Source organism: Chitinophaga skermanii, assembly GCF_003259335.1.
In the GTDB taxonomy this organism is placed as follows: domain Bacteria; phylum Bacteroidota; class Bacteroidia; order Chitinophagales; family Chitinophagaceae; genus Chitinophaga; species Chitinophaga skermanii.
This window is the reverse complement of record NZ_QLLL01000005.1, coordinates 57,320-79,459: the sequence shown is the minus strand read 5'-3', so window position 1 is coordinate 79,459 and position 22,140 is coordinate 57,320. Positions and strand designations below refer to the sequence as shown.

Genomic DNA, 22,140 nt, shown 5'->3' with positions numbered 1-22,140 from the left:
AAGCCATTACCATTAACAATTTGGTAAAGCAAAAATCATATCCGGGCGGGCGTTCATCCATAAAAAGGAACAGTTGTACAGGGGGAAAGTTCTTAGTAGGGGTATAAAAAAACCCTTCCAGTGTGTGCTGGAAGGGTGTACTTATGAATGGTTATCGTGGGAGCGATTATTTTTTCGGTGTTTCGAACAACTGTTCTTTTGGTACCACTTTCACTTTAGAACCAGATTTAAGGGTACGAGAAATAGCGGTGTACGGGGCACTTACTACTTCTTGACCTAAAGTGAGGCCTTTCGTGATTTGGATGTATTTATCATCTTGGATACCGGCTGACACTTCTACTGCTTTTGCTACACCGTTTTGAATAATAAACACAACGAGTTTTTCTTCGTTCTTCGGTTTATTTTCATCGTCGTTGTTATTGTTAGCAGCCTTTGTTTCAGCTTTAGGTGTTTCTTTACCTTTTACGGTAGAAATAGAATCCGCCAAGTTGCGTTTTGTTACGGCGTTGATTGGCACAGCCATTACACCGTATTCTCTTCTTGTTTGGATATCTACGTTTGCACTCATACCTGGGCGTAAAGGAAATGCTCTTGGATTTTTAGGATCGAGAAGATCTTTATAAGAGCTAGCCAATACGCGTACGTGTACGATGTAGTTGGTTACTTGGTCGGCCGAGCTGGTAGTAGTAGAGGCTGCAGATGAAGCGAGGCCTTTGCTAGAGCTAGCGATTTGGGTAACGATACCTTTGAATTTCCTATCGGTATAAGCATCTACTTCGATTAAAGCAGTATCGCCATATTTAATTTTAGGAATATCGTTTTCCCCTACGTCAACTTGTACTTCCATCACGTTCATATCAGCGATACGTAACATTTCAGTACCGGCCATTTGACCAGTACCTACTACGCGTTCACCTTTCTTTACAGCGAGTAAAGAAACGATACCGCCCATTGGTGCATTGATAGTAGCACGACCGAGGTTTTTATTAGCTTCCGTTAGGTTCGCTTGTGCGGATTGAACGGCGTATTTGTTACTGTTGATTTGTTCTTGTGCCGCGTTGTAATCAGCTACTGCTGCGCGGTAAGCAGATTCTGCAGTTTCGAACTCTGAACGAGAAATTACTTTCTGGTCGAACAAAGATTTGTTACGATCATAAGCGGCTTTCGCTTGGTCGAGTTTAGCTTTGAAGGAGTGAATAGAGGCACTCACGTTCGCTAATTGTGCCTGGGATTGACTCACAGAAGCGGCTGCTTTGTCGCGAAGAGAGCCGTAGATATCGGAGTAGATGCGTGCGAGTAATTGTCCTTTCGATACGGAGTCGCCTTCCTGTACCAACAATTCCACGATCTCACCAGAAACGTCGGGACTTACTTTCACTTCGATTTCTGGGTAAATTTTGCCGATTACTGATACTACTTCAATAATATCTTTCTTCTCAACTTTATCAGTACCAACTTTAATAGAGTCATCTTTTGGCTTTGCTACCATGAACACCACTAGTGCAAGCACGACGATGCCGATAATTAACCAAATCAGCCTTTTTTTTCTCATAAACAGTTGTTGTATTTCTCGTGATCCTACAAGGTAATTTTCTGATCCCTATAGAACTCTAATAATTTCACTTTGAAAATGTAGTCGTATAGAGCGTATAGTTTGTCAGTTTGCGCCTTGAATAGGTTAGTTTGTGTTGTAAGATATTCTATCGAACTCAACAATCCAACATTATATCTTTTAGTGGCAAAATCGTATGCTTTCGCAGAAGATTCTTCTATTCTAATGGCGTTCCTGTATTTATCCAAAGCTGTTTCAGCATTGGCATACGCAGTATACACGTCTTTTCTTAAGGTCAATTTGTCGCCCTCGAACGTTAATCTATTCTTTTCTAGTTGCACTCTTGTTTGTTCAACTTGGCCACGTAATTGCCAGTTATTGAGTAAGGGGATACGCAATGTGGCACCAATATTTTGACCAAAGTTATTATCGAACTGTGTTCCGAAAGGAGTTTTACTTGAACTGAAGTTTTGGGTAGTCGTGTACACTTCGGTTTGTGGCGTGGTTTTAATAAACCCGATAGGCACTTCCGTCGTAGTACCGTCGTACACCCTTTGTTGCGTAGTACTGTTATAAGCGGAGCTAATACCGGCAAAAAGGCTGATCGTAGGTAACATAGCAGCTTTAGCCGCTTTAAGGTCGTACTCGGAAGATTCGATCCTCATTTGGTCGGCTTTTGCTAAGGGGTGGTTAGCTAAAGCGGCGCTAAATACCATTTCTGGAGCTACCTGGTCAAGCGTAAGCATAGGCAAATTCTTGATTTCTCCCGGGATCTCTGGTTCGAATGGTGTTTCGAAGTCGAGGTTGAGGAGTGCTTTTATTTGCAATACACTTGTTACCAAGTTATTCTTAGAAGTGATCAAAGTTGAACTATCGCGGGCGAGTTGCGCCTCCAAATCGGCTTGGTTTGCTTCAGATACGGAACCTGCGGCTACCAATTTTTTGGTGTTTTCGAGTTGTGCTTGCGCTTGGCGTACTTGGGATTCGTTTACTTTCACCGTTTCGCTTGCCAAGATAATTTGTAAGAAAGCATTCGCGATGTTGAAGCCCATGTCGTTTTGTGCCCTGTTCAAAAGCATGAGGTTCAATTCCTCCATCTTCTTGTACGACTTAATCTGGTTGCGGATTTTGAACCAACTGAATAGTTCTACGCCGGCAGATACGCTGAAGTTAGAAGAGAAGAAGGAAAGGTTTTCCGCCACGTTCGTAGCAGGGTTGATATTTCGACCATTATTCAAGGAACTGTTTACAGAACCCGATACGCTAGGAACTTGCGCCCACTTTGCTTGTTTCAATCGCAAAGCAGCTAAACGCTTATCCATTTCTACTTGCCTGATATCAATATTATGCGCCAAAGCATAATCCACGCAGCGCTGGAAACTCCATTTTTCTTGGGCCACGGAGGTTTTCTGCATACAAAGCACCATCAAGGCTACGGTGATTATTTTAGGCAGGGTTTGTAGTTTCATAACTTGACAAAAATATAATAATTGATATGATACCTTTTGTACCTTCTTGATAAATGGTAAGTTTATTAGTAGGTGTGGCACCAGGTGAACACGAATTTAATGTAAAACATTATAAATATGTTTGAGCCGGGAATTATTTTCTTTCATCTCCCTAAAAGCCCAACCATGGCTTAAACAACTTTACCGTCGGCAATATTGATCACCCGGTTGCCGAATGTGGCATTAATATCCGAATGGGTCACCTGCACGATGGTGATGCCGTCTTTTGTATTTAATTCTTTGAACAGCTCCATGATTTCCTTCGCTTGGCTGGAATGCAAGTTACCTGTTGGCTCGTCCGCAAAAATCACGCGCGGCTCTGCCACCAAGGCACGGGCAATACCTACCAATTGCTGCTGGCCACCCGATAATTGGTTCGGGAAAAGATCCTTTTTCGCTACAATGTTGAAACGATCCAGGATGTCGGCCACACGGCTCTTGCGTTCTGCACTCGACATGTTCTTATAGAGTAAAGGGGTTTCAATATTCTCGTACACCGTTAACTCGTCGATTAAATGATATGCTTGGAAAACGAAACCAATACTGTTACGGTGTAATTCCGTTCTTTTCTTCTCACTAAGCTTATGCACGGGGTCGTACTGGAAAAGATATTCGCCGGCACTTGGTTCCTCGAGTAAGCCCATGATGTGTAGCAAAGTGGATTTACCAGAACCCGAAGGGCCCATGATCGATACAAACTCACCTTCTTGAATTGACAAGTCCACATCTTTGAGCACTTCATTTTTGCCAAAGCCCACCGGGTAATATTTAGAGATTCGATGTAGTTGTATCATCACTTATAATTTTCGAATGAATAGATTGGTTTGGGTAAAATACTAATTTCTTTTTGCTAAGCCTGTTTATTTGCTTAGTCCATTTTAAGACTGCGAATTGGGTTGATCACTGCTGCTTTGAAAGCTTGGTATCCCACGGTGCCCAATGCCACCACAATGGCCGTAATTGCACTCATCAAAATAACATCCGCCGTCATTTTCGTATGGTAAGCAAAGTTGTTCAACCATTGGTGCATAAAGAACCAAGCGAGTGGTGTTCCTATTACAATGGCGATTAACACCAGTTTCAAAAAGTCTTTCGATAACAAAGCTACAATGCTGCCTGTAGTAGCACCCATTACTTTGCGGATACCTATTTCCTTCATCCGCTGCTCTGCTGTAAAGGCCGCTAAACCAAATAAGCCTAAGCAAGAGATGAAGATGATGATAGATGAGAAGACGATTAAGATGTTACCCGTATTGCGTTCAGTACGGTATAGGCTGTCAAACTCGTCATTCAAGAAATGGTACTCCAAGGGCGCATACGGTACTAAATCGTGCCATACCTTTTCCAAGGAAGCAATGCTCTTATGTACATCCCCGTTCGTTTTAATCATCATCTTACCGAAATAACCATATTCCGTAAAAATGACAAGCGGGGTAATTTTCTCTTTCAAAGATGCGAAGTTATAATCTTGCACCACTCCCTTTACAAAGCCATTACGACCGTTCATCGACAATTTCTTCCCAACTGCTAAGGCAGGTGTTAGGCCTAGTTCTTTTACAGCCGTTTCGTTTAAGATGAAGTGTACCACGTTGTTCTCTTCGTTCTTAGCAGCAATTTCGTCGCTCATGGTGAAGTCGTCTCCCGTAATAATCCTCATCCCAAGTGTTTTTACGAAATCAATTTCTGCCGGGAGGGCCGTTACAGAGAAGTTCAGGTTGGTACCTTTTCCTTCAAAGCTGTTAATACTATAACCGCCACCTGTGCTTACCGGTGAATCGTACGAAGCTGTTACGTTCGAAATACCTGGCTGCGTAGATAATTGTTGTTTGAAGGTAGAGAAGTTCGCAATTAGTTTACGCGGCATATCAATTACCAGTACTTGCGAACGGTCCATCCCTGTTTTGCTACCTTGGATATAGCGCAATTGCTTAATCACTACAATAGTGCTTAAAATGAAAAATACCGATGCTGCAAATTGGAAGATCACCAACGTTTTACGCAATCCGCCTCCGCTAGCCGTCATCTTTCCTTTTAACACCGTAACTGGGCGGAAGGAAGACAAGAACAAAGCAGGGTAAATACCTGCCAACAGGGTAATTACTACAAATAGTACAACCAGGATACCTACGATGCTCACTACCGAGAATAAAGAGAAAGAAAGCTCTCTTTCGGCGAGGGCATTAAAGTATGGCAAAGCCAAGCCTGCCATTAATGCTCCCAACAATACCGAAAACAAGGTAATAAAGCCAGACTCTGCGAGGAATTGTGATACTAATTGGAAACGTTTTGCCCCAATGGCTTTACGCACCCCAATTTCGCGGCCACGTTCAGCCGAGCGGGCTGTTGCCAAGTTCATGAAGTTGATACAAGCAACCAACAACATTAAAATGGCCACAATGCTGAGGATATAAATATAACGGATGTCCATATTGGCCGTTAAACCATCGATCGAGCTATGTAAATGCACATCAGAAAACTTATCCAATAAGAACAGTATGCCCCTATCCGATTTCTTAATACCCCAAGTGTCCATCAATTTAGACAAGGAGGCATTTAAGTTGGTTTCTACCGTTTTAGACTGAACATGATTATCTAACCATACGTATGTTTGGTAGTTTGGACGGTTCCAGTTTTCAGTTCTACCATCTTCTAAAGAGTTAAAAGAGGCAATTACGTTATACTGGATCTGTGAATTCGCCGGGGCATCTTTAATTACACCCGTTACTTTGTATGCTTGGTTATCGTTGATGGTAACCATTTTACCCACTGCATCGGTTGTACCGAAATACTTGCGTGCAGCCGTTTCCGATAATACCAACGTATAAGGTTCTACTAGCATTTTAGCGGGGTCGCCGGCAATAGTTGGGAACGAGAATACTTTGAAGAAATCGTTATCGGCATATAAGAACTTCTTTTCTTGGATCAATTGCTCCCCTGCTTTGATCACAGGCGTAGCATCGCCTAAACGAGTAATACCCAATATACCGGGCGATGACGATTTCAAGGTGCCAGCCAATGCCGATGCTGTAGAAGCGTAGGTATTCACCTGCCCTGCTCCATCGTTATACTGCGTTAGTACACGGTAGATATTTTGTTCATTCGTATGAAATTTATCGTACGAAGTTTCATGCTTGATGAATAAAGCCAACAGCGCGAAACAAGCCACACCTACGGCTAAACCTGTCACGTTAATAAACGTGTACGACTTTCTTTTCCACAGGTTTCGAAAAGCGATTTTGATGTAGTTTGTAATCATGTTCTATTCTGTTTTCAACGATTTAACGGGATTTAATAAGGCAGCGCGGATAGATTGGTAACATACGGTGAGGAAGGCGATACCCAATGAAATGATCACTACGGCCGCTATTGTGTACCAAGTAATATTAACATGGTAAGCAAAATCTTCTAACCAGCTCGACATGAATATTATGGCTACTGGAGCCGCTATTATAATACCCAGCAATACCAATTTCAAGAAATCGACACTTAATAACACCACTACTCCACTTACACTAGCACCTAATACTTTGCGGATACCGATTTCTTTCGTACGCTGTGCGATCACCAATAAAGAGATGGCGAACAAGCCCATGCACGATAAAATGATAGTTAAAATAGCTCCTACGACGAAAATTTGCGATAAGCGCTCTTCTCGCTTGTATTGCTTTGCGAGGTTTTCGTCGAGGAATGAACCAAGGAATGGTTTACCAGGCACAATCTCTTTCCAAGCAGCTTCAACAGCATTCATACCATTCACCAATTGGTTAGGCTGAATTTTTACAAATGCATATCCCAAGTGCTCTTCCCCCTCCATCATTTGCATGATGATGGGCTCAATTTTTTGGTGTAACGATTTGAAGTTATAGTCCTTCACAATACCGATAATCGTTAATGGTCGTGCCGAATCTACCGGTAATGCAAGGCCGATAAGGTCTTTCTTACCAATTGTTTTCGCCATTGCTTCATTGATCACGATAGAGTTACTATCATTAAAAGCTTTAGAGAAGTCGCGGCCGGCTATTAGTTGCAAGCCCATAGTTTTCACGAAATCGAAGTTCGTTGTTTGCCAGTGTGCTTTCAGCGCTCGACCTTCGTAAGTAAATCCTACTTTGGAAGTACCGGAAGAGCCATCACGACCACGGCCGAAGTTTTGATCTGCCGCCGAAACACTTACAACAGCTGCATTTCCTTCCAGTTTATTACGGAACAAATGCATAAAGCGGGCATCGTCGGTAGTGGGGTCCATCGGAACGCTAATAACGGTGCCTTTATCGATACCTAATGGGCGGTTCCTGAGGTAGGTTAATTGTTGATAGGCAATTACAGTACAAGTGATCAATAAAGTAGAGAACACGAATTGTACAACAATCAACGAGTTACGGAAGTAGTTTTTACGGCTTGTTTTCAATTTACCTTTCATGACTTCGATTGTATTCAAACGAATCATTACTAAGGCTGGGTAACCGCCTGCAAGCAGGGTAACTACAACAAATGATATAACTACCCAAACAATTACCGTAGGGGTAAATAATTGGAAGATGCTTAATTGTGTATTGAACATCGCTGCGTAGGTGCTGTAAAAGCTTCCACAAAGCAGTAAACCTAGTAAGAAGGCCATGAAGCTAACAATAAATGCTTCGCCCCATAATTGCGCGAATAACTGGGTTTTGTAAGCACCTAATATTTTGCGTACGCCAATTTCTTTCGCACGAGTGAAAGAACGACCTACGGTAAGATTTACGAAGTTGATACAAGCGATAAGCATTAAGAAACCGGCGATAGCCAGTAATAAATAGATAACGGTTGTTTTAGCTCCGCCACCAGATTGACTAACATTGCTGAAATGTACTTCTGGGAAAGGCATTCCTCTCAACTCCATAATATGACCTTTAGCACCTGGTACAGCGCCGTCTTTCTTGAGTTGTTCTATTGTACTTGCAAAGTATTTATTCACCAACGTAACTGCGTGCTTTTCGAATGAAGCGATAGTGGTGTTGGGCTTCAACATAAAGAACAGTTCATGGTTCGAGCTGCCCCAATTGTCTTTACTTTGCTCCCATGCATATGCATTGCCTTCGAACGGTACAAGGAAATCGTATTTAACAGTAGAATTCTCTGGGAAGTCTTTTGTAACTGCCGAAATGATAAAGGTTTTCCATTGACCATTCATATTAATGTCAACTTGTTTACCGATTGGGTTGCCAGCTTTCACATATTTTTTGGCGGCCAATTCTGTCACCACAATATTAGATTGTTGGCTTAACGGGTTTTTGGTATCACCATTCACAATGGGGAAAGAGAACATTTTGAAAAAACCTGGATCAACAGCCATGGTGGTGGCATTGAATTCATCGTTTCCTATACGCAAAGCTCCACCGGCAGATTGGTAGCGTGTAATGGCTTCTACCTCTGGAATTTCGTTTAATATAGCGGGCCCTAATGGCATCATCATGTTCGAACCTTCCTCTGTTCTACCGTTCGGTTGTTGCGTATGCCAATATGCTTGGAATAAACGATCGTTTTTCTCATGGAAATTATCATACGAAAATTCGAATGCTGCTGTTAAGCCTAATAGCAAAGCAGCGGCAATTGCCACGGATAAACCGATAACGTTAATAGACGTGGTAATTTTGGATTTCCAAATATTCCTCCATGCAATTTTAATATAGTTGAAGAACATGATATTAACTTTATTGATACAACAATATTTGATGTAATTATTATTCAGATTTTAACGACTCAATTGGGTTTACCATAGCCGCTTTTATAGTTTGGTAACTAATGGTAGCTACGGCAATTACAATTGCGCCCAAACCAGCTAACCCGAATACCCACCAATGAATAGACACACCGTATGCGAAATTGCTTAACCATTCTTTCATCAAGTAATACGAGATAGGTGTAGCAATGATTAATGAAATGATGATCAGTTTTACGAAATCTTTTGATACAAGCACTACAATGTTTGTAACACTGGCACCGAGTACTTTACGCACGCCAATTTCCTTTGTGCGCGATTGGGTAGCATGGATCACTAGGCCCAACATGCCTAAACTACTGATGAAGATGATTAAGCCCGTGGCCCAACTAAGCAATTGTAACGTATTGCGCTCTTGGGAATACAAATCAGCAATTTGCTGATCGAAGAAAGTAGCATCAAAAACATTATCGGGGTATACCGATTTAAAAGCAGCTTCAAACTGCTGCATTGTTTTTGAATATCCTTGTGTAGTGGGTCCTACCAGTACGCTAACATTGCGCATCATATTCATTTGCGGGCGCATCATTAACGGGGTGATTTTATCACGGAATGAACGGAAGTGGAAATCTTTGATCACACCAACTACAGGCAATTTTTCTTTTGAACTTGCGCTCACGAATTGATTCAAGGCATCATTAGGGTTCGAAAAACCCATTGCTTTGGCCATTGATTCGTTGATGATGGCCTCACTGAGCGTGTCATCGCGTAAGAAATTACGACCCGCCACTAGTTCCAGTTGGAATAAATCGATGTAGTTTTTATCCGTAGCCCGAATTTGAGCAGCACTCTCCCATTTCTTGCCTTTAATGGTAGCCTCAATTATCATGGTAACAGAACCTGCTGTAGAAGGGGCAAAAGAGTTTTTAGATACCTTTTTAACACCCGACATCTGTTCAAGTTTACCGGCAAATACTTCAGTTTGGCTCACCTTAGAAGAGAATGGCAACCTAATATTTACAATCGCATCTTTCCTGTATCCTAAATCAGCTGTTAGGGCATATTTGATTTGTTGTATTACGATGAAGGTTCCTACGATAAAACCAATCGCGAAAGTAAACTGTAACACGGTTAATACTTGGCGTAGAGATATGCCACCACTCTTGGTATTAGTTGTCATCCTACCACGTAACACACTAATGGGTTTGTATTTCGACAACACCCAAGCTGGGTATAAACCGGCTAATAAACTCATTACGACCACCAATCCTACCAAAAACAACCCCACATGCCACTGGAACATATACAATGCCGATAAACCACCTGGTAGGAAATCGGAAAACTGTTGTAAAATAAGTGGCACCATGCAAATAGACAATATAGCCGACAAGCATGTTAACACGAAGCTTTCACCCAAAAAGCGGGCAACCAAGTTACTCACCGAACTACCCAAGCTTTTGCGAATACCTACTTCTTTTGCACGTGTAGTACCTTGCGCTGTATTTAAATTCACAAAGTTGATACAAGCGAGCAACAATAAGCAAATAGCTACTATGGTTAATTTCTTAAATACTTCTTTATTGGCTTGCGGTGTACCGAAGTTGTCGTAGCCGGTAAAGTGTAGGTCTTGGATAGGACTCAGGTGATAAATTTGTTCTAGCTGCGTTTTTCCTTTCTCTGGTTTAATGTATTTCTGATTTACAGCCCACAACTGCTTTTGCGCAGTGGCAATAGGCGTGTTTTCGCGTAACATAACAAGCAATTGGTTGGCGGAATTAATACTATTCCATGCGCCCCAATACCATGCTTTATGTAAAAAACCTGTTGTAACTGTTTTATAAGAAATGAATGTTTTAAAATTGAAATCAGTAGTTCCTTGTAGCTGCTCTACCACACCTGCCACTTGGAAATGCAGGCTATCGTTCAAGGTAATGCCTTGCCCGATCATTTGAGCGAACGACATGTTCGGGTAATATTGCTTTGCACGGTCGGCTGTTAACACTACTTGGTTTACCTCTGCCATCGACTTAGCATTACCGGCTAACCATTTATACTGGATGATATCGAAGTATTGCTCGTTGGTTACCACGATATTATCTACACTGATAAAATCTTTGGGATCTTTACCCTCGTTACCGATAGTAACCTTTGTTTGGTAGAAATTAGTGGATACCGGCGCTACGTATTGAAAAGCAGCGATTTCGTCTTGTGCTGCATCGTACATAGGTGTAGGTACGCCGCCATTGTGGAAGCCTTCACCACCTGGTTCATCGGCCGGCATTTCTGTTACAATACGGAAGATGCGTTCTTTATTGGGATGGAAGGTATCGAAGTGTGTTTCATAATGTACCATCATGTAAATCACCAAAGCGGTGCTAATACCTATGGCTAAGCCAAGGATGTTAATGATGGAAAACACTTTGCGTTGCTTGATATTCCGCCAAGCGATTTTAAAATAGTTTTTAATCATTATTCCGCTTTTATTGATTTAACAGGATTGAGTAATGCAGCTTTAATACTTTGATAACTGAGTGTTAAGCCTGCTACCAATAAGGCAACTACGGCCGTCACTACATACATCCACCATTCAATTTTAATCTTATATGCAAAATCGTTCAACCATGTATTCATAGCCCAGTATGCTAATGGGCAAGCGATTACGATGGCGAGCACCACCAATTTCAAGAAGTCTCTCGACAGTAACGTCACAATTTGTGTTACGGAAGCACCCAATACTTTACGGATGCCAATTTCTTTCGTGCGTTGTTGCGTAGAGAAAGCCACTAAGCCAAACAAGCCCAAGCAAGAGATAACAATTGCGATGGTACCAAATACGTTTACAATGCTAGCCGTACGCTGATCGGCCGAGTAATAGCGGTTGAAATCGTCGCTGAGCATTGAATAGGTAAATGGCTCCATGGGGTAAATACGGTTCCATGTACTTTCTAGGGTACGTAAGAAGCCTTGTATATCCGTTGTATTCACGTGAATTAAGCAGTAATTATAGCCATCGCTATTAGGCTCGAATCGGAATGAGAACGGTTCAATTTTTTCGTGTAAGCTGGTGAAGTGGAAATCTTTTACCACACCTACAATTTCCATCTGCTCGCGCTCACCATGCCATTCAGCATACACCTTTTTACCGATTACATTTTCTCCTTGTTTATATCCCAAAGCACGCACACCGGCTTCGTTAATAACGAGGCTCGTAAGGCTGTCGGTTTTATATTGCGTAGAAAACAATCTACCTTGTAATAACTTCACCCCTAAACCTTCTAAGAAGTTCTCATCAACCCAGTTACGCGAGAATTTCTTGGCATCTTTCACGGTTTGCCCTTCATTGAATAAAGCGAAATCTCCAAAGTTCGTAACACCCGGGTAAAACTGTGTGCCCGCCACTTGCTCTACTTGGCTATTATTTCTCAATGCTTCTTTTATCACGTTAATGTGCGAACGCGTATATTCTGTTTGTAATGGAAGAATGATTTGCTGATCTTTATTGAAACCCAACGGCGCTTCTTGCAAATACTTCATTTGCATTTGTATTACCAATGCCGCAAGGATCAAGCAAATAGTAATGATAAACTGGAATACTACCAAACCCTTACGCAGGAAGATAGCACTGTAATTGTTCACCACTTTACCTTTTAATACTTCTACCGGTTTAAACATCGACAAGTAGAAAGCCGGGTAACTACCTGCTAAAACGCCAGTTAACAACGACAATAACAAGAACGATACTAAGATCTTCCAATCGAGCACTTGCAATACGGATATTTGTTTACCTGTTAGGTTATTGAACAAAGGCAATACACAGATCAATAACACCACGGCAATGCCAAAGGCGATAAAGGTGATCATCATCGATTCGCCGATGAATTGTTTGATCAACGCTCCTTTTGTAGCGCCCATCGATTTACGTACACCTACTTCTGCTGCTCTTTTTGCAGAACGAGCGGTAGCAAGGTTCATGAAGTTAATACAGCCAATTACAAGTAAGAAGGCAGCAATGGAACCAAGAATGTATAAATACTTTTTAGTGATGGTAGGTGTTAAGATGTTGGATTTAATATCGGCACTGAAGTGAATTTCTTTCAATGGAATCAAGAACAAACGTTTATCAAATCCAATTACCGTTAAGTCTTTACGGGCATACTTTTCAATAAACCCAGGCAGCAATTTCTCCAAGCTTTCGCGGGTAGCATTTTCATGCAAACGGAAATATGTCATAAACATATTATTCGCGGCAAACTCTACTTGGTTGCTTCGTACAAATTCTGCAATCCAACCCATCGTCATCGGCATGAAGAAGTTTGCACCGATGTGGTTCAATTGACTATCGTCGAATACGCCGGTTACAGTTAAACTATATTTACCCATGTTGCTTTCTACCTCAATTACTTTTCCTAAAGCATTTACAGGGTTGCTATACAAGTTCTTAGCGAGGGTAGCAGAAAGTACAAGTCCTTGTGGATTCTGTAACGCATTCTGCGGGTTACCGGCTATGAATTTATAGTCGAATACATCGAAGAAAGTGGAATCAACGTAAAAGCCACGTTGTTGAAAAACGGATTGTTGTACGTTGTTTTGATTTGTATAGCGGAAAAGGATTTTATCGGAAGCCGGGTCGCGGAACAATCTCGTCGATTGAGCAATAGCGGGTAATTCACTCTTCATCGCGTATGCAAACGGTGCAGAAGAGGAAACGCCCGACTCCTTATCACCAGAAGTACGAATAAAGTCGGTACCTAGTAAATAGATTTGATCGCCTTTTTTGAATTGTTTATCGTACGACAATTCATTAAAGATATACAACACTAAAGCCATACAGCACGCTAAGCCAATGGCCAAGCCCATAATATTGATGGCCGAGAACAGCTTATTGCGTCTAAGATTTCTCCAGGCTACTATGATGTAATTGAATAACATAATCGAGGTTTTAGAATGCTGTGTTTTATTCTGACTTTAACGATTGAATTGGATTCGTTAAAGCTGCTTTTAATGATTGTAGTCCTACTGTTAATAATGCAATAAATACGGCCACACCTCCAGCGAATGCGAACAACCACCAATGTAATTGAATGCTGAATGCGAAGTCTTTCAACCAAGAACTCATTAAATACCAAGCCAGCGGTGTAGCAATAACAATCGCTACGATTACAAGCTTGATAAAATCTTTCGACAATAGCGTTACCACGCTCACCGTAGATGCCCCCAATACCTTGCGGATACCAATTTCTTTATTGCGTTGTTGCACTACGAAAGCAATCAAGCCTAACAAGCCGATACAAGCAATGAAAATGGCCAATGCAGCAAATACCAAGGCAATTCTACCTACACGGGTTTCTGCACGGTACATGTTGTTGTACGACTCGTCCATAAAGGCATAGCTGAACATTTCGTGCGGCACTTGTTGTTTAAATACATCTTCCAATTGTTTCACTAACCCAGGCATATCTTTTTGCGGACTAACGTGCAAGGTGATGCGGTTACCATCGCCGCTGAGTTTAATAGATAAAGCACCAATAGTTTGACGAAGTGATTCGAAGTGGAAGTTCTTCATTACCCCAATTACATGGAAAGTGGCAAATTTTTGTGCATCCATATCCACGTACTCGGTAATATCCTTACCGAGCGCTTCTTCATTTGATTTGAATCCGAATTTCTTCACCGCTTCTTCATTCAACACCATACCAACAGAATCGTTTCCAAAACTAGCAGGTTCGAAATAACGACCAGACGCTAGTTCCATGCCCATTGTTTTCATATAATCGGCATCTGCGAACCAATGTTGCATCGATACAGGTGTTTCCTTGTTGTTACCGTTTCCTTTGTAGAAAATAGTATTGGTTCTATTAGAAGAAACTGGCAAGAAACCAGATATAGAAGCATTGATTACACCCGGTACTTTAGCGAACGATTCTTTCAGGGTGGCTAATTTGTTCTGATTCAACGTACCCAAATTCTGCACAATAATCCGCTGCTCACGCTGGAAACCCAGTTTAGTATTTTGGATATAACCCAGTTGTTTATAAATGATAACGGTACTAGACAACAGGATGATCGACATGGTGAATTGGAATACCACCAACACACTCCTTAATTTACCACCTGTTCCGTGTTTACCACCCGTATTGCTTTTCAACACTTTCAACGGTTGGAAACGGGATAAGAAAAATGCTGGATAGCTACCCGCTAATGCACCTACCACGAATGGTAATGCAAGAATCATGAACAATAACGGTGGTTGGAAAATGGTAAAGAAGCTTAATTCCTTATTCGCTATTTCATTGAAAGCAGGCAATACTACTGCCATCATGCCAATAGCTAATATTAAAGCGATTAATACGGTTAGGAACGATTCTGCGAGGAATTGCTTAATTAATGCCGCTTGATCCGATCCCAATACTTTGCGTATACCCACTTCTTTACTACGTTTGCTCGATTGCGCCGTGGTTAAGTTCATAAAGTTGATACAAGCAATCATCAATATAAACAAGGCAACAGCAGAGAACACCCAAACATACTGGATACTACCGCTTGGCTTTAATTCGCCCTCGCGGTTAGAATGTAAGTGAATATCTTTTAAAGGGATGATACTGTATTTTAAGAAATTGCCCGACTTTTTGAGGTCGTCGAACGTCATACCCAAGGTTTTCTGAATCCAAGGGTATAAGTATGTTTTCACGTAGTTCTGTTCTGCCCTAGGAAAGAATGAATTTGCGTCTACCCCGTCGCGAAGCAATAAATATGTATGGAAGTTATGGCTACCCCAAGCGTTTTCGCGGCTATTTTGGAAGGATGCCATACTTACGAAGCCTTCTGCATAAAAGTGCATATTGCTCGGTAAATCTTCGATAACGGCGGTTACACGCACCAAGTTGTAGTTATCGATTAATAGGGTTTGGCCCACTACAGAAGCGTTGGCATTTCCAAAGTATTTCTTCGCCATCGACTCGGTTAGTACAATTGTACCCGGTGCCGCTAAGGCTGTTTTTGCATCGCCTTGTAGTACTTTAAAAGGGAACACATCGAACAAGGTAGAGTCGGCGTAGAGCAAGTTTCCTTGCGGGATGTTATCTTCTCCTTTGCGTACTACAGTAGCGTAGTAGTTATGAATGCGTACTTGCTTTTCTATTTGAGGATTGTCCTTCGCCATTACAGGACCCATTGGATCGGCGGTGAGGCACATCACATAATCTCTTTCACCGAACTTGATATCAGAATTGATACGGTAAATTCTATCGGCCTTAGGGTTCCAGCGATCGTAACTTAATTCATCGAATACATATAAGCAAATGAGCAAGCAACAAACAAGACCGATCATTAAACCGGCAATGTTAATGGCAGAGAAACCTTTGTATCTCCACATATTGCGCTTTGCTATTTTTAAATAATTCTGTACCATGTTCGTTCGTTGTAATAGGGTTTTAGTCTTGTTTCAAAGCCTTGATGGGATTGCGTGTAGCTGCTTTCAACGATTGGTAACCTACTGTTATAAAGGCCACCGTTACCGCTCCTAAACCGCTTAATACAAATACCCACCATTGAATATCTACGTGGTAAGCGAAGTTTTCCAGCCATTGATGCATCGCGAAATAACCAATTGGTGCCGCGATGATGACAGCTATGAATACAAGCTTGATAAAGTCGAGTGATAATAATTTGATGATTTGTTGCACACTTGATCCCAATACCTTGCGAATGCCAATTTCCTTGGTACGTTGCTCGGTCATGAAGGCTGCTAAGCCAAATAATCCCAAGCAAGCCAACATGATGGTGATGCTGATAAAAATATCGAACAAGCTCGCTAAACGGGTTTCGTTGATGAACAGCTTGTTGAATGTTTCATCTAAGAACATATATTGGAAAGGCGATTGTGCATCGTACTTTTTGTAAATGGTTTCTAAGCGCTCCATTAATGGTTTAATGGAAGTACCAGGCGCTATCTTCACGAACATCGATCCACCTCTTTCGCCCCAAGCATTCATGGCATTTTCAGTAATACCAATAGCCATCGGCCCAATAGCATTTTCTAAGGTTTCGTAGTTGAAGTTCTTCAACACACCCCCAATACGCATAGTAGCGCCGGCGAAGTTGATAGTTTCATTCACCGGGTTTTGACGCAAGCCTAATTTTTCTATGGCTTTTTCGTTAATGACTAACGTATTTTTTGCATGAATTAATTCTTGGTAATCGCCCGGGGCTATGCTCCATTGTAAACCCAACAAGCTAATAAACGAGCTATCTACCGAGAAATAAGGCAAGGCCGTACTCTCATTGTCATTCCCCTTACCATCCGATTTAGGACGAATAAAGAACATATCAAATCCTTCATACATTGGGTACTGCGCTGTGGCCGTTTGTTTTACACCGGCCAATTGCTGTACCTCGTTATTGAAAGCAGCGTAATGTGGGTGAATGGTAGATTTGAAATTAATCATCAACACATTGTTACGATCTACGCCCGTATGTACGTTTTGGAAGTGTTGGATTTGTTGATGTACAATTACCCCGCAAATAATCAAGGCCACAGAAATAGAAAACTGCAACACGGTGAACACCTTTCTTACAGTTGAACCACCTGCACTTTTAGAAATTGTACCATACAAGGTAGCTACCGGCTTAAAGGCCGATAATATGAATGCCGGGTAACTGCCCGCTATTATAATCGTGATTAGTAATAGGCCTACATACAACCCAGCCATACGCAGGGTGAATAAGTATTGCGCATCGATGTGCACCCCAAGTATACCAAAGAAATTGGCTTGGAATACGTAGAAGATGGCGATACCTACCATAAAGGCAATAACGGCGTACAACCCCGATTCTGTGAAGAATTGGTAGGCAATCTTTATTCTACCGGCACCAATAGCTTTACGAACACCTACTTCTTTCGCTCTAAGGGTAGCTCTTGCCGTAGCTAAACTCATGTAGTTAATAAGTGCTAATAGCAATACAAGCACCACAACTAAAGAAATGATGTTCAAATATTTTAAGTTACCGTCGCCGAGCTTTTTATCGAGGTGAATATTGTTAAGCGAGGTAAAGAAGAATTCGTCGTTGCTGGCTTTGCGGCGCTCTTCCCCGTTCATAGAGGGAATGGAGGCAGCGAATTTGTTTAGATCGGTACCGGGCTTTAGTTCGTAATAGGTTGAAAAACCACCACCGCCAATAAACTGTTGACCAGAAGATAGGTACTTCCCTTCTTCGCCCATGGTAAGTTTAGAAGAAAGTGATAATACCATCGCGAAAGGTACGGTGGTATTAGAAGGGGCGTTCTCGGCTACCCCGGTAATTTCGAATTTATAATTATTATCGTACACCAACACTTTACCAATAGGGTTCTCTTGCCCGAAGTACTTTTGCGCGGTAGCACGGGAAATAACGGCCGTATAAGGTCTGTCTAATGCCGCCACGGCATTACCGGTAATGAGTGGATAACTAAAGAATTGAAAGAAATTAGGATCTGCAAATACGATGTTCTTTTCAGTGAATGCATCGCCGGCTATATTATTGGCTCTTACCACTACCGGTTGATAAGGTGTTTGTAAACGAGCATAATTCAGTACCAGCGGGCTTTTCTCTTTCAACATAGGACCACTAGCGTAGCTCATATACCTATGGCGCATAATTTCGCCATTGAAGTTATTTTCTGTGGCCAGTAAAAACTTGTTATTAGCATTTGCTACGAAATCGTTGTAATTACGTTCATGCGATACGTATAGCAACATCATCATACAAGCAGCTAAGCCTATGGCTAGGCCACCGATGTTAATAAAGCTGTACAGCTTGAACTTCCAGAGATTCCGGGATGCTATTTTTACATAGTTTTTGAACATATACTCGTCGGCGTAGTTTTAATGGCTGTTCTACAATCTTTTCCTGGTTTATTGGTGTAGTGGAATAAAACCACTAAGCTTACAATCATCATTAATGCCAAATCCCACTGTGCAGGCTCACTATTGCGGAGGTTGAAAACCGCGTATTTGTTGGCTGTTATTGGCTTCGCTTTCACTTCCTTTAAAAAGTTTAAAGCGAAAAAATGTACGGCTGTAATCACCGCAATTACAATGGTGATATTAATCACCAACATCAGCAGGTCGTACCCCGCGGCATACGAAGGGCTATTCGTAGTAATTTTATGCGTTTGAAAAATCGCTTGCACAACTTTTGGCACCATTACTTCCGATTCACTATACATATGTATGATGTTTAGCGTGAATAATTATTCTGAACGTAAAGACTTCACCGGGTTCACCAGTGCCGCCTTAATCGACTGGAAGCTGATGGTAAACAAGGCTATAGCAATAGCTACAGCACCTGCTACAATAAACATCCAGGCTTGTAACGAAATGTGGTAAGCAAATTCTTGCAACCAAATATTCATGAAATAATAAGCAGCAGGTACAGCGATGACAATGGAGATAATCACCAGCTTCAAGAAATCTTTCGACAATAATGTTACGATGTTTCCAACGGAAGCACCCAAAGCCTTACGAATACCTATCTCTTTAAAGCGCTGTGCTGTAGAGAAGGTAACGAGTCCGAACAATCCTAAACACGATAAGAAAATGGCAATACCTGCGAAGTAATTAAATAACCAACCCGTACGTTGTTCTGCTTGGTACATATTGTTGTACTGCTCATCCATAAACTTGTATTCGAATGGATAATCCGGGTTGCCTCTTTTATAGATCTTTTCTAAACCTTCAATCACTTGTTTTTCCTTACCTGGCGTAATTTTCACATGGTAATAATATAACCTGTTAGGGTTAATCGTGAATACAACCGGTTCTATCTTCGCATGTAGCGACGACATGTGGAAGTCTTTCACAATACCAATGATAGTACCTTTTTGTTCCCATAACGAGAAGTACCTACCGATAGGATCACCTTCATACCCCAACAAGCGTAAAGCCGTTTCATTGAGGATATAACCGGTAGTATCGCCTAAGCCCGGCATGAAGTTTCTACCTGCTATCATTTTCACACCCATCATAGGAATTACATTTTCATCCACTACAAAAGGATGTACCATCATAGATTCGTCGGGGCCACGGCCTTCCCAATCGGTATCACCGGTAGTATGCCCGATGGTCATAATGTTTTGATTGGCAGCTGCAACGGCCATCACACCTGGGATAGCGGCGATTTCATTTTTGGTAATTGTTGCTTTTTCACCGCCTAGCGCCCCACCACCGAAGGTGATGGTATTAGATTTATCGAAACCAAGCTCTTTCGAGTGGATATATTTCATCTGAAAAGCGATCACCAAAGTGGCAATGATAAGTACAGTAGAAATGAAGAACTGTACCACTACCAATATCTTACGGAAGCTCGCATTGTTGGAACCAACTGTACCCTTACTACCACGTAATGCTTTCAGTGGCGAGAAAGAAGATAACAACGATGCGGGGTATATACCTGCTATTAAGATGGTGAACAAGATAACGCTTACAACTACCCACAACATTTGCATGTTGAATAGGCTGAAGGTTAATGATTTTTGTGTGAGCGTATTGTAATACGGTAACATCAAGGGTACCGCTACTAACGCTAATATGATGGATACAACAAACAGTATAGTTGACTCGCCCATGAACTGGCCGAATAATTGGAAGCGCGTTGCGCCTACAACTTTGCGTAAACCCACTTCGCTGGTTCTTTGTGAAGCGCGGGCTGTTGAAAGGTTTACATAGTTAATACATGCAATTAAGATAATTACAATGGCCACAATCAAGAAAATTCTAACCACGCGTATAGCACCATCAGAACCATCGTTATTGTACAGGTGCAACATGCTCATAGGCTGTACAAACCATTTACTATTACGGTCGTACTTGTTATAACGATGTTGTACCAAGCCTAATTGATCACCAATGGCTTTTAAATTAGCACCGGGCGCTAATTCTACATAGGTATTAAATGCCCAGTTACCAAAGTCGTTATCCAGAGAACTCCAGTAATCATTCGCCGTGTATAAAGCGGCTTTATGGGCAACAGGGAAAAGAATGTCGTACTTTATGGAAGAGTTATTGGGGAAATCTTTCATCACCCCCACTACGGTGAATTGTGTCTTTTTCTCCGCCGTAATTACTTTACCAACAGCCGATGCTGCATCGCCGAAGTAACGCTTTGCAGTAGATTCGGTCATGATGATAGAATGGATATTAGGGAATGGAGAAAACCTGTTCCCGCTAATCAATTCGAAATCGAACAACCTGAAGAAGGTAGAATCTACATAGCCCATGTTCGATTCGTAGAATCTTTTACCGTTGTACTCTTGTAAGTAGTAATCGTAATTATCGCCAACACGTACAATTTCTTTCAACCCGGTCATTTCTTTCGGGGCATATGCAGCAATACCTGCCGGCGACGTGCGGTTATAGTTTTGTTGCTCGCCGCGTTCGAATACGTTACCAACGATGTAGATGTTTTTGAACTTGCTATGCATTTTATCATAACTGAATTCATCTTGTACCCATAGCAACAGCATGATACTAATACTTAAACCCAAGGTTAATCCACCGATGTTGATCAACGAATAGAGCTTTTGCTTCTTGATATTTCGATATGCTATTTTGAAGTTGTTTAGGATCATGATGTTGCGGGCGTTATAGATAAATTAGGTTGATAAAATGATCAGTTGCTACACGTGAAATTGCTCCTTGATGTTTTCAGTCACTACTCTACCATCGAATAAGTTGATGATACGGTGAGCGAAGCCTGCGTCGTACGGGCTGTGCGTTACCATGATCAATGTAGTACCGGCATCGTTCAGCTCTTGTAACAGTTTCATTACTTCTTCACCATTGGTAGAATCGAGGTTACCGGTAGGTTCATCCGCTAAGATGATTTTGGGTTTCGCTACTACAGCACGGGCAATGGCCACACGTTGTTGCTGACCACCCGATAATTGTTGTGGGAAGTGATTACGACGGTGCATAATGTTCATTCTTTCCAACACTTCTTCAACGCGTTGTTTTCTTTCGGAGCTAGGCACTTTGAGGTATAACAACGGCAACTCTACGTTTTCGAAAACGGTTAACTCGTCGATCAAGTTAAAGCTTTGGAATACGAACCCGATGGCACCTTTGCGCAATTGTGCGCGTTGGCGTTCGCTCATACGTGCCACCTCTTGGTCCCAGAAATGATACTCGCCACCATTAGGATTATCGAGTAAACCGAGGATGTTGAGAAGGGTTGATTTACCACAACCCGATGGGCCCATGATGGCAACAAACTCACCTTCTTGCACTTCCATGTTGATACCATTCAGTGCAGAGGTTTCTACTTCTTCGGTAGTGAATACTTTTTGTAAATTGACTGTTCTGATCATTTTGGTAGCGGATTTTTACGTGATATAAATTAGAATGGCG

Annotated in this window: 12 protein-coding genes; all 12 read right to left on the bottom strand. The window is 41.7% G+C overall.

What is annotated here, in order from left to right:
- Positions 1-166: 166 nt before the first annotated feature.
- The 12 genes from LX64_RS13590 to LX64_RS13535 all read right to left on the bottom strand — a co-directional run bounded on the left by LX64_RS13590 (position 167) and on the right by LX64_RS13535 (position 22,100).
- Complete coding sequence (locus tag LX64_RS13590; protein WP_111598224.1) at positions 167-1,552, bottom strand: efflux RND transporter periplasmic adaptor subunit; 1,386 nt, start codon at positions 1,550-1,552, stop codon at positions 167-169.
- Between the two features lie 26 nt (positions 1,553-1,578).
- Positions 1,579-3,021 carry a TolC family protein gene (locus tag LX64_RS13585; protein ID WP_111598223.1) on the bottom strand — a complete coding sequence of 481 codons (1,443 nt, stop codon included), beginning with the start codon at positions 3,019-3,021 and terminating at the stop codon, positions 1,579-1,581.
- Positions 3,022-3,191: 170 nt separating this feature from the next.
- Positions 3,192-3,854: an ABC transporter ATP-binding protein gene (locus tag LX64_RS13580; RefSeq protein WP_111598222.1), complete on the bottom strand. Its 663-nt coding sequence runs from the start codon at positions 3,852-3,854 to the stop codon at positions 3,192-3,194.
- Between the two features lie 74 nt (positions 3,855-3,928).
- Positions 3,929-6,316 carry an ABC transporter permease gene (locus LX64_RS13575; RefSeq protein WP_111598221.1) on the bottom strand — a complete coding sequence of 796 codons (2,388 nt, stop codon included), beginning with the start codon at positions 6,314-6,316 and terminating at the stop codon, positions 3,929-3,931.
- 3 nt (positions 6,317-6,319) lie between these two features.
- Positions 6,320-8,740 (bottom strand): ABC transporter permease, encoded by a 2,421-nt coding sequence (locus LX64_RS13570; protein ID WP_111598220.1) that lies wholly within the window; start codon positions 8,738-8,740, stop codon positions 6,320-6,322.
- Positions 8,741-8,780: 40 nt separating this feature from the next.
- Positions 8,781-11,228: an ABC transporter permease gene (locus LX64_RS13565; RefSeq protein ID WP_111598219.1), complete on the bottom strand. Its 2,448-nt coding sequence runs from the start codon at positions 11,226-11,228 to the stop codon at positions 8,781-8,783.
- Positions 11,228-13,687: an ABC transporter permease gene (locus LX64_RS13560; protein ID WP_111598218.1), complete on the bottom strand. Its 2,460-nt coding sequence runs from the start codon at positions 13,685-13,687 to the stop codon at positions 11,228-11,230. Before LX64_RS13560 ends, LX64_RS13565 begins: the two co-directional genes overlap by 1 nt.
- 25 nt (positions 13,688-13,712) lie before the next feature.
- The gene (locus LX64_RS13555) at positions 13,713-16,130 is read right to left on the bottom strand and encodes an ABC transporter permease (RefSeq protein ID WP_211324816.1); all 2,418 of its coding nucleotides are present in this window, start codon (positions 16,128-16,130) and stop codon (positions 13,713-13,715) included.
- A 58-nt stretch (positions 16,131-16,188) separates the two neighbouring features.
- Positions 16,189-18,600 carry an ABC transporter permease gene (locus tag LX64_RS13550; RefSeq protein WP_111598216.1) on the bottom strand — a complete coding sequence of 804 codons (2,412 nt, stop codon included), beginning with the start codon at positions 18,598-18,600 and terminating at the stop codon, positions 16,189-16,191.
- A complete protein-coding gene (locus LX64_RS13545) occupies positions 18,582-18,962 on the bottom strand; it encodes a hypothetical protein (RefSeq protein ID WP_111598215.1) in 381 nt (126 codons plus the stop codon). The genes LX64_RS13550 and LX64_RS13545 overlap by 19 nt, the downstream gene beginning before the upstream one ends.
- Before the next feature lie 24 nt (positions 18,963-18,986).
- Positions 18,987-21,362, bottom strand: a complete 2,376-nt coding sequence (locus LX64_RS13540) for an ABC transporter permease (RefSeq protein WP_111598214.1) — start codon at positions 21,360-21,362, stop codon at positions 18,987-18,989.
- 48 nt (positions 21,363-21,410) lie between these two features.
- Positions 21,411-22,100, bottom strand: coding sequence for an ABC transporter ATP-binding protein (locus LX64_RS13535; RefSeq protein WP_111598213.1), 690 nt, complete (start codon positions 22,098-22,100; stop codon positions 21,411-21,413).
- Positions 22,101-22,140 lie beyond the last annotated feature (40 nt).